The sequence below is a fragment of the Bacteroidota bacterium genome, from assembly GCA_016183775.1.
Lineage (GTDB): Bacteria > Bacteroidota > Bacteroidia > JABDFU01 > JABDFU01 > JABDFU01.
Genome location: JACPDY010000121.1, coordinates 1 through 11,024, shown reverse-complemented (window position 1 = coordinate 11,024; position 11,024 = coordinate 1). Strand labels below are relative to the sequence as shown.

6 protein-coding genes and 1 riboswitch are annotated in these 11,024 nt (G+C 40.2%); of the genes, 4 read left to right on the top strand and 2 right to left on the bottom strand.

Annotation, left to right across the window (positions count from 1 at the left end; genetic code table 11):
- Positions 1-606: 606 nt before the first annotated feature.
- From lysS to metH, 4 genes are all read left to right on the top strand, one after another.
- On the top strand, positions 607-2,313 hold the full coding sequence (gene lysS, locus HYU69_14490) for a lysine--tRNA ligase (protein ID MBI2271550.1): 1,707 nt from the start codon (positions 607-609) through the stop codon (positions 2,311-2,313).
- Positions 2,314-2,325: 12 nt separating this feature from the next.
- Positions 2,326-3,318: an NAD(P)H-dependent glycerol-3-phosphate dehydrogenase gene (locus HYU69_14485; protein ID MBI2271549.1), complete on the top strand. Its 993-nt coding sequence runs from the start codon at positions 2,326-2,328 to the stop codon at positions 3,316-3,318.
- Between the two features lie 118 nt (positions 3,319-3,436).
- Positions 3,437-3,617, top strand: a riboswitch (SAM riboswitch).
- A 252-nt stretch (positions 3,618-3,869) separates the two neighbouring features.
- Complete coding sequence (locus HYU69_14480) at positions 3,870-4,643, top strand: class I SAM-dependent methyltransferase (protein MBI2271548.1); 774 nt, start codon at positions 3,870-3,872, stop codon at positions 4,641-4,643.
- Between the two features lie 64 nt (positions 4,644-4,707).
- On the top strand, positions 4,708-8,436 hold the full coding sequence (gene metH, locus HYU69_14475; protein MBI2271547.1) for a methionine synthase: 3,729 nt from the start codon (positions 4,708-4,710) through the stop codon (positions 8,434-8,436).
- A gap of 11 nt (positions 8,437-8,447) precedes the next feature.
- Here the strand turns inward: metH and HYU69_14470 are convergent, their stop codons facing one another.
- Positions 8,448-9,923 carry a hypothetical protein gene (locus tag HYU69_14470; GenBank protein ID MBI2271546.1) on the bottom strand — a complete coding sequence of 492 codons (1,476 nt, stop codon included), beginning with the start codon at positions 9,921-9,923 and terminating at the stop codon, positions 8,448-8,450.
- A 142-nt stretch (positions 9,924-10,065) separates the two neighbouring features.
- The gene (locus tag HYU69_14465) at positions 10,066-10,911 is read right to left on the bottom strand and encodes a T9SS type A sorting domain-containing protein (GenBank protein ID MBI2271545.1); all 846 of its coding nucleotides are present in this window, start codon (positions 10,909-10,911) and stop codon (positions 10,066-10,068) included.
- Positions 10,912-11,024: the final 113 nt, after the last annotated feature.

Sequence of the window (11,024 nt, the reverse complement as noted above, 5' to 3'; positions counted from 1 at the left end):
TTGTTACAACCTGTTTGAATTTTATTTCTTGCATTACGTTTCATGTTTTGCACGAAGTTAAATATTCATCCTCGGTTGGTGTGCTTCATTCTAGCTCATGACCATTTCATGTGTATGTATTTTTAGCTTTTAAAGGTCACATGCCTGCCTGTCGGCAGACAGGGAATACGCCATATTCATTTTGGTTGGTATGCCAAAAGGTATATGGCTATTTCATGTGAAAATAAATTTAAGTTTTTATGGACACATGGAACTCCATGTTCTCAAAATACTGAAGGATGGCATTTTCATGCCCCTTTTGTGTTTTAATTTTTGCAAACATGTTCGTTTCATCTGGTTCGTAATTAATTGGGATAAAAGTAGAAAAAAATGTGGAAAGTAGTATGCTTACATATAGACATGATGTACTATAAAAATCCCTCCTTACAAAGGTTGCAAAGTTCGCAAATCTGTTTGCCGGCCAGGCAGGGAAAAAACAAGCAATTCCTCTCATTTGAAGTCTTTGCGGTTTTGCCGTCTTTATTTTTTGGGTATTTCGGATAGATTCTATGATTATTTTTGTGTTCGTTCAAATTATGTAGGTTTGTAATAAATATTCTATAAAATATGAAGGAAGATTTAAGTGAACAGGAAGTTCTGAGAAGAAATAAGCTTGACGAAATTATAAAGCTGGGGGTTAATGCCTATCCGGCCGAGTTATTTGAAGTGAATGTGTCTGCCCGGGACATTCTTGAAAATTATGAACGCAATAAAACGGATTATAAAAATGTAAGTATTGCAGGTCGCATCATGAGCGTGCGTGATATGGGTAAAGCATGCTTTGTGAGCCTGCAGGATTCATCAGACCGTATACAGCTCTATGTCCGCCGTGATGATATTTGCCCGGGAGAAGATAAATCAGTTTACGACACCTTATTTAAGAAACTGCTTGATATTGGTGATTTTATAGGTGTTTCCGGTTTTGTATTTACTACTAAAACAGGTGAAATATCTATTCATGCTACTTCGCTTAAATTATTAAGTAAAGCATTAAAACCTTTGCCCATAGTTAAAACGGATGCCGAAGGGAAGGCGCATGATGTGGTAACTGATCCCGAATTTCGCTACCGTCAGCGCTATGCCGATCTGGTGGTTAACCCCGCAGTTAAGGAGGTGTTCATTAAACGTTCGCAAATAACCAATAGTTTACGGAACACATTTAATTCTAAAGGCTATCTGGAAGTTGAAACGCCTATTCTGCAACCCATTCCGGGGGGAGCTGCCGCAAGGCCGTTTACAACGCATCACAATACCCTTGATGCTACATTATATCTGCGAATTGCGAATGAGCTTTATCTGAAACGTCTTATTGTGGGCGGCTTTGACGGCGTATATGAATTTGCAAAGGATTTTCGCAATGAGGGGATGGATCGTACACACAATCCTGAATTTACTGTATTGGAAATATATGTAGCCTATAAGGATTATAACTGGATGATGGAATTTACGGAAGAAATGATCGAAAAAGTGGCCCTTGATATTTATGGGGATACTAAAGTGCAGGTTGGAGATAAGGTGATCGATTTCCAGCGTCCGTTCAAGCGGATTTCCATGTATGATGCTATTAAGGAATATGCCGGTGTTGATATAAGCGGAATGGATGAAGATGCTTTAAAAAAGGTTTGTAAAGATCTTGGTATACATGCGGAGGCGAAAATGGGCAAAGGAAAGCTGGTGGATGAGATTTTTGGGGCAAAGTGTGAGCACAACTTCGTTCAGCCCACTTTTATAATTGACTACCCAGTTGAAATGTCTCCCTTGTGCAAACGCCATCGCAGCAAAGAAGGATTGGTTGAACGATTTGAGTTGATGGTGAACGGTAAAGAATTGGCGAATGCATATTCTGAGCTGAACGATCCACTGGACCAGCGCGCGCGGTTTGAAGATCAGTTAAGTTTGTCGCAAAAAGGTGATGATGAAGCGATGTTCATTGACCATGATTTTTTGCGGGCGCTTGAATATGGCATGCCTCCTACAGCAGGTATGGGTATTGGCATTGACAGGTTAGCAATGATCATGACGAATTCACATTCCATACAGGATGTACTTTTGTTTCCTCAAATGAAACCGGAAGTTATAAAAAAACCAGAAGTCGTTTTAACAGCGGAGGAAGTTAAAATTTTGAGTGAATTAAAGATACAGAACCAGGCAACGCTTACCAGTCTGAGTGAGAAAGTGGGTATTTCAAAAAATCAATTGCAGAAATTAATGAATGCATTGGAAGAAAGGAAAATGGTTAAAAGAGAAGGACCGGTTTATCAGTCAATCAATTAAAAAAATACAGGGTTGAGTCTTAAAATAGCGGTAATAGGTGGAGGAAGCTGGGCCACAGCCCTTGTAAAAATATTGTGCAACAATGTTGAGCAGCTGCATTGGTGTGTGCGAAGTGCGGAAACCGTTAACTATGTTAACAAGTATCACCACAATCCGAATTATCTGAGTTCTGTTGAACTGGATATGAGTAAAATTACAGTAAGCGGCGATCTGAAAAAAGTTGTAGCCGCGGTCGACATCCTTATTATGGCTATTCCCGCCGCATTTTTGAAGGAATCTATTGTTTCGCTGTCACCCGACGATTTAAAGTATAAAACAATTTTTTCGGCCATTAAAGGCATTGTGCCGGAAGACAATTTAATTGTGGGTGAATTTTTTAATCAGAAATACAATATTCCATTCCCGCAAATAGGTGTTATTACAGGTCCTTGCCATGCTGAGGAAGTTGCCCTCGAAAAATTGTCATATTTAACTATTGCTTCACAAAGCCCTGAAATTGCCGGTTTTGTGGCATCTCAACTGGCTTGCCGGTATATTAAAACCTCCGTATCCGATGATATTTACGGAACAGAATATTCGTCCGTTTTGAAGAATGTGGTGGCTATTGCAGCCGGAATTTGTCATGGCTTAGGCTATGGCGATAATTTTCAGTCAGTGTTGGTTTCAAATGCCATACAGGAAATAAAGCGTTTTGTTGATGCGGTGCATCCGATCGACCGGGATATAAAAAGTTCGGCATACTTAGGCGATCTGCTTGTTACAGCCTATTCGCAATTTAGCCGCAACCGTACGTTTGGAGGAATGATTGGGAAAGGATATTCAGTAAAGGCGGCACAGTTGGAAATGAATATGATAGCGGAAGGGTATTATGCTGTTAAGTGTGTGAAAGAGATCAACAAAACGTATAATGTGGAGATGCCGATTGTTGATGCCGTGTATCACATACTGTATGAAAAAATTTCTCCTGCTATTGAAATCAAGTTGTTAACGGATAAGTTATCCTGAAGAAACCTTATTTGCTTAACATCTAATTAAGATGTAAATTTGCCCTGGTTCTTTAAAAGAAAGATTCCGCTGTAGCGGGATTAGTTCGATGAGTCATATCACAGATGTGATTCTCACTAATTTATCAAGAAAGGTGGAGGGATGCGCCCTGTGAAACCTTGGCAACCCTTATAGAAATGTTGGAATGAAAAATTAAAAATTAAGAATGCAAAGGAGTTTAATTTTTAATTCATCATTTTTAATTCTTCATTTTAAAAGAAGGTGCCAATTCGAATCCTATTTTTAGGAATAGATAAGTCAGAGAAATTTTGAAAATGATAATCAAAATAGCATATCTCTCTTGACAGGCGCAGGAGAGATTTTTTTTTGACCTCATCCCTGCCTTCGCCGAAACGAAACTTCGGCTTCGTGCAGGCAGGCCGGCCTTCTCCGAATCTGCCCTGCGCGCAGCGGAAGGAGGAGAGGGAAACGAAAGAGAAATGAAATCAGATAATTAATAAAAAATAAAATAAATCCAGATCCTCTCCTTTGGAGAGGCGGGGGTGACGCTCATGGCAGACACGCTAAAAAGATTTTCGAACAGGGTTGAGAACTATGTGAAGTATCGCCCTGGTTATCCTTCAGAAATGTTTTCTTTTCTGATCAAACAGAAGGTTCTGAAGAGCGATTCTGTTATAGCCGATATCGGTTCCGGGACCGGCATATCTGCCAAGTTGTTTCTTGATAATGGCAATGTTGTTTATGGCATTGAGCCTAACAAAGAAATGAGGGAAGCGGCTGAACGCATCCTGGGCGGCAATAAGAATTTTAAAAGTATTAATGGAAAGGCAGAGGCCACGACACTTAAAAATAAAAGTGTTGATATAGTTATTGCGGCCCAGGCATTTCATTGGTTTGATGGGGAGTTGTTTAAAAAGGAGGTTGTACGGCTGCTTAAACCAAACGGGCATATTGTTTTGATCTGGAACGACCGGCTGATCGATGAATCAGAATTTTTAATTGAATACGAAAACCTGTTGCATAATTTTTCTGTCGATTATGCGGAAGTAAACCATAAAAACATTACTAACAAGGAGATCAGGAATTATATATTGTCAATGATCGACAACAAAAGTTTTAATGAATCTACTTTTAAAAATTTTCAGGAATTTGATTACGAAGGGCTGAAAGGTCGTTTGTTATCATCCTCGTATGTACCTACTGAAGAGCATCCTAAGTATAACGAAATGATAATAGAATTAAAAAGGATATTCGACACATTCAGCAAAGATGGGATGGTAAGATTCGAATATAATACCAATTTATATTACGGACAATTAAAGTAAATCTTCAGATCCTTTTTTCTGCCTGTCTGCCGGCGGGCGTAAACAGGATTTGAAGTGAGGTGTTATGGCTGACATACGTAAAGAACTTGAAAAACGGATTTTAGTAATTGATGGTGCTATGGGCACCATGATCCAGCAATATAAGCTGGAAGAAAAAGATTACCGCGGAGAACGATTTAAAGATTGGCAGAGTGACCTCAAGGGAAATAATGACCTTCTTTCTATTACACAGCCGCACATCATCAAAACGATTCATAAAGAATACCTGAAAGCAGGCGCTGATATTATTGAAACCAATACATTCAACGCACAAAAAATTTCATTGGCCGACTATCACATGGAAACTTTGGCCTATGAACTTAATTTGGCGTCTGCGAAAACTGCAAAGGACGCGGTTAGGGAATTTGAACTTGAAACCCGGAACCCGGAACCCAGAACCCATTTTGTAGCCGGGGCTGTCGGCCCGACCAACCGTACACTTTCACTTTCGCCGAATGTAAATGATCCTGGCTATCGTGCTGTTACATGGGACCAGGTCGTTGATGCATATGCCGAACAAATACGCGGATTGGTTGATGGTGGGGTAGATGTTATTTTAATTGAAACGGTTTTTGATACCCTCAATGCGAAAGCTGCGCTTTTTGCCGCGCAACAGGTGTTTGATGAAAAAGGAAAAGTGTTGCCAATTATGGTTTCCGGTACCATTACAGATGCCAGCGGACGTACACTTTCCGGGCAAACTGTTGAAGCATTTTTGAACTCGATCAGCCATGTTAATTTATTGAGTATTGGTCTGAACTGTGCACTGGGCGCTAAAGAGATGAGACCTTACCTTGAGGAGCTTTCAGAAAAGGCGCCATTCTATATCAGCGCATATCCAAATGCGGGTTTGCCCAATCAATTTGGTGAATATGATGAAACTCCACATGATATGGGCCACCAGGTGCATGATTTTTTGGCCAGCGGTTTTATAAATATAGTTGGAGGATGTTGCGGTACCACTCCTGATCATATCAGGCATATCGCCGAAGATGTCCGAAACACCAAGCCGCGTAAAATCCCTAAAGTCGAACCTTATTTACGTTTAAGCGGCCTTGAACCTGTTACGCTAAGACCTGAATCAAATTTTATGAATGTGGGGGAACGTACCAACGTTACCGGTTCGCGTAAATTTTTAAAACTCATCAAGGACAATATGTATGATGAGGCACTTGCTATAGCACGTGATCAGGTAGAAGGTGGGGCACAGGTGATAGACATTAACATGGATGAAGGCATGTTGGATGCTGAAATGGCCATGACTAAATTTCTGAATCTTATTGCGTCAGAACCCGACATTTCGAAAGTTCCGATTATGATCGATTCGTCCAAATTTCACGCGATCGAGGCTGGTTTGAAGTGTATACAGGGGAAAGGCATCGTAAACTCCATTTCGCTTAAAGAAGGAGAAAAGACATTTATTGAACAGGCAAATAAAGTGAAGCGTTATGGCGCTGCTGTTATTGTTATGGCTTTTGATGAAAAGGGACAGGCTGATACATTGGACAGAAGAAAGGAAATTTGCGGACGTGCATATAAAATATTGGTAGAGCAGGTGAAATTCCAGCCGCAGGATATTATTTTCGACCCCAATATTTTTCCTGTTGCTACAGGCATGGATGAGCACCGGAAAAATGCCATCGACTTTTTTGAGTCAACCAAATGGATCAAACAAAATTTGCCATTGGCAAAAGTGAGTGGCGGTGTAAGTAATGTGTCTTTCTCTTTCCGTGGGAACGACCACGTACGTGAAGCTATTCACGGAGCCTTCCTGTATCACGCGGTAAAAGCCGGTATGGATATGGGCATAGTAAATCCTGGTCAGTTACAGGTGTATGATGATATTCCGAAGGATCTGTTGGCATTAGTGGAAGATGTGTTGTTCGACAAGAACGATGATGCGACTGAACGGTTGATCACACATGCTGAACAATTGAAAGGTGTGGGAAAGCAAAAGCAGGAGAAGGATGAGGAATGGAGAAAAGGCACAGTTGATGAGCGGTTGAGCCATGCATTGGTAAAGGGCATCATAGAGTACATAGATGTGGACGTAGAAGAGGCGCGCCAAAGATCTACGCGAACATTAGATGTCATAGAGGGTCCGTTAATGGCCGGAATGAATGTAGTAGGCGACCTGTTTGGAAGCGGCAAGATGTTTTTGCCCCAGGTGGTGAAGAGTGCGCGTGTAATGAAGAAGGGTGTTGCGTATCTATTGCCTTTCATGGAAGAGGAAAAAAAGAAAAGCGGTTCTAAACAAAAAACTGCGGGTAAGATATTAATGGCTACTGTAAAAGGTGATGTACATGATATCGGAAAAAATATTGTCGGCGTTGTATTGGCATGTAATAATTATGAGATCATTGATCTGGGGGTGATGGTGTCATGTGATAAAATATTAGCTGCTGCCAAAAAAGAAAATGTAGATATTATAGGTTTGAGTGGCTTGATAACACCGTCACTTGATGAGATGGTGCATGTGGCGAAGGAGATGGAGCGTGAAGGTTTCTCGATCCCGCTTTTGATAGGAGGCGCAACAACTTCCAAAGTGCATACTGCTGTGAAGATCGCGCCTCATTATAAACACCCTGTTGTGCATGTGAATGATGCCTCAAAATCTGTTCCTGTTGCCAGCAGCCTGATCTCACAGGAGCTTCGTGGAGAGTTTATGAAAGGTGTGGAGATGGATTACGTTCGTGTGCGTGAGCAGAATAAAAATGCACAGTCGCAGAATAAATTCATTTCATTGCAGGAGGCCCGTAAAAATAAATTTAAAACCGATTGGGATAAGATCACTATCACCAGGCCTTCGTTCATCGGCAATAAAGTTTTCGATAATTATTCTTTAGCTGAAATAGCTGAATATATTGATTGGACACCCTTTTTCCACAGTTGGGAAATGAAAGGCAGCTATCCGAAAATTTTCAACGATCCGGAAAGAGGGGTTGAAGCAAAGAAATTATTTGATGATGCACATGCTATGTTGAAAAAAGTAATTGCTGAGAAGTGGTTAACAGCGAAAGCAGTTATCGGTTTATATCCGGCAAGCGTAATCGGAGATGATGATATTGAAGTTTATGACCCCTCTCCGGCTCTCCCCAAAGGGGAGAGAGAAGTGTTGTGTACATTTCATTCGATTCGTCAGCAAACCAAAAAGCCTGAAGGCCAGGCCAACTTAGCGCTTGCAGATTTTATAAAACCCCGGCAAGTTATCCCCCAGGGCGAGGATTTAGGAGAGGCCAGGCTTGATTACATCGGAGCCTTTGCGGTAACTACCGGTATTGGCATTGACAAATGGGTGGAGAAATTTGAAAAGGACCACGATGATTACAGTGCTATTATGCTCAAAGCATTGGCAGATCGTTTGGCTGAAGCATTCACGGAATTGCTGCATGCAAAAGTCCGCAGGGAATATTGGGGTTATGCTAAAAATGAAACATTGACTAATGAGCAGTTAATTAAAGAAGAATATACTGGTATACGCCCGGCTCCCGGATATCCGGCCCAACCCGATCATACAGAAAAACCAGCCTTGTTTAAATTGCTTGAAGTAGAGAAAAATACCGGCATTCGTTTAACGGATAGCATGGCCATGTTTCCAACAGCTGCAGTAAGTGGATTGTATTTTGCACATCCTCAATCGCAATACTTTGGTGTTGGAAAAATTACCAAAGAACAAGTGGAAGATTATGCCAGGCGTAAAGGAATGAGTATCCAGGAGACCGAAAGATGGCTTGGACCGGTATTGTCCTATTAAAGAATAAAAAATCACCTCACTGAGATCCCATAAGGATAAACTCCAACCTCCGATTTTTTTCCAGGAATCAATTCAAGTGTATTGAGATCAATAAAAGTTATATTCCCATTTCTCCCGCTACATCCTGAACCATGTGCATGATGTGGAGCGGGGCCGCTTGCGCTTATATTACTATTTATTACCGCCACCACTTTCATTCCTTCGTCCACAGCAAGTCCGGTGGGTTGATACCCGGAGTATAAATTTTTCACAATAGAATTGGAAGAATAATTAATAACAATTATCGATCCTCTTTCTCCAGGGAAAGAAATCGAGTCATCGGTGCAAGAAACGAACAGGTTATTCGTAGAGTGAGAAAAGTTAAGAAATGCTGGCGGTGAAACTAAATTAATAATCTTTACTAAAGAATCTTTTTGCATATTGATTACCCGTATTTCGTTAGATTTTCGACAGCATATGTAGCAATTATTTCCACTGGGATCTACCGAAAGATCAAATGGATCAATGCTTGACTGATGTTGCACAATTGAAGTTCCATCAATTGGCATTTCATGAATTACTGGTGACAGAGGATTAGTAATGTCAATTTTGTAGATATAGTTTCCATTATCGACGCCAACGTATATAGTGTTCAAGCTTTCATTCAATGCAATTCCTCTGGGATAAATAAAATTATTGCCGAATGTATATGTTGCCAGTACTTTCATTTGTTCGAGGTCTACGTATGCAATTTTGCCAGGGTTGCTATTGTCAACAAAATAACCATACTTTGAATCAGCTGTTATTTGGAAAGATACCCAGGAACCAGTACCCAAAAACACCTGACCTGCATAGCTGTCGTTGTTCGCGTTATATTTTTGAATAATTCCATTTTGGGAAAGGAAACTCACATACCAGTATTTTTTATTTGGAGCAACTTTTAAACATACAGGAAATTCCGTGGAAGCGCTATTGCCGACATTTACATACCTCATCTGTAGTAATGTGTTGGCATCAAAAACTGTAACAACATCGCAGAGTTGATTAGTCACATATATTTTATTTCTGTTGGGGTTGTCGCTAAATTTTACATTTCCTTTTCTGTCAGGAGCTCCGGATGCTATCCAGTCCCTTAGTATACTATATTCACTTCTTGTTAATGGAGTCTGGTTTAAAGGCATTGTGGGAAGTAGTGCTGTTCCAAGATCCGTATACGTATTTGTGAAATAACAAAATGTACTAAGATCAGGTCGGAAAGGGATAACTATTGCCCCTACATTTCCTCCTTCAAATAATTGATTCCATGTAGATAGTGAAATCCCTGCAGCACCGTATTTACTTGTTTGGTTGTGGCAGCCAGAGTTCGTGCACTTATTAATAATTAAATTGGCAATCGGGTCTGGGTATCCCGTATTGGAATAATCAAGATCAGCCTTGTCTTTCGCACACGACATAAGAAAGAACGAAAAAAATAAAATTAGCCAGCAATACCCGAATTTTGAAGACATCCTTCAATAATTTCATTGTGATTTATACCTCGTCGAAATGAGTTTGCGGAAAGCAAACTGGTCCACGAAGCTTGTATCCCCGGGTCCGATTTCGATTGCATCAGCAAGCGCGATAAAATCAGTTTATTCAAGAGAGAGATTCTTAATTGACATGAATCAACTTTTGAGTCATCATTTTGTCTCCGACCACTATTCTCACAAAATATATATTACTTCCTTTCGGTAAATAATCATTATCAATAGTTAATGTATGGGTCCCTTCACTTTGCATTTCACTACCTCCGATAGTTGCCTTTTCTCCAAGTACATTATAAACTTCAATCAAAACATTTGATGGTTCAGATAGTGAATAGCTTAAAGTTGAAGATGATGTAAATGGATTTGGGAAAATCTTCCCGTTTATTGATGAAAAGTCAAACTCATTAATCCCGGTTGTGGCTGCAGCAATTTTAACAGTATAATCTTCCATTTCACCATGATATCCGAGAGGGTCTGCGGGGTTGTCGCAAGCTGTTGGAATTGTATGACCACCTCCTGTACCCATTTTTGCAGTAGCCCTAAGGCGTGTTGAACCAAGAGTTGCTGTTAATGGAACTGTAAAAGTTTTTGTAAAAACTCCTGGTGTTTGTTCATCTGCGGAAATTACAGTTTCATTTGCATCATCCAAAACCGAATTTTGATTATAATCTATCCATACCCTTATATTGTTTTTGACGGTCGGAAAAACTACTGCGTCTTTACTATGAGTAATATTTACTGTATAGGTTTTCCCCCTAACAAGTGTTGTAGACAAGCCGGTATTTACTACAACTTTACTTGTGTTTTCCACACCGAGAGAGGTGCGACTTATGGAATCAAGTGTAAATTTTGTTATTCCGGGTTGATTTGTGCTATATGCAGTTCGGCCAGGCAAGCTGCAATATTGAGCCTGCATTACAGATACCATACTTATTGTGCTTATAGAAATTACTTTGATAAATGTCTTCATCTGTATATAATTTAGTTAAGCATTGATATTCAATTTTTTAAGAACAGGTTAAGAGCGTAAATTTTCATCTTCGTACTCCCACACACAATTGCTTGTATGTTTGGTAACAACGG

What these genes read in the sequence shown, in the direction of transcription:
- lysS (MBI2271550.1), top strand. Translation starts at nt 607, where the DNA reads ATGAAGGAAGATTTAAGTGAACAGGAAGTTCTGAGAAGAAATAAGCTT.
- HYU69_14480 (MBI2271548.1), top strand. Translation starts at nt 3,870, where the DNA reads ATGGCAGACACGCTAAAAAGATTTTCGAACAGGGTTGAGAACTATGTG.
- metH (MBI2271547.1), top strand. Translation starts at nt 4,708, where the DNA reads ATGGCTGACATACGTAAAGAACTTGAAAAACGGATTTTAGTAATTGAT.
- HYU69_14470 (MBI2271546.1), bottom strand. Translation starts at nt 9,923, where the DNA reads ATGTCTTCAAAATTCGGGTATTGCTGGCTAATTTTATTTTTTTCGTTC.
- HYU69_14465 (MBI2271545.1), bottom strand. Translation starts at nt 10,911, where the DNA reads ATGAAGACATTTATCAAAGTAATTTCTATAAGCACAATAAGTATGGTA.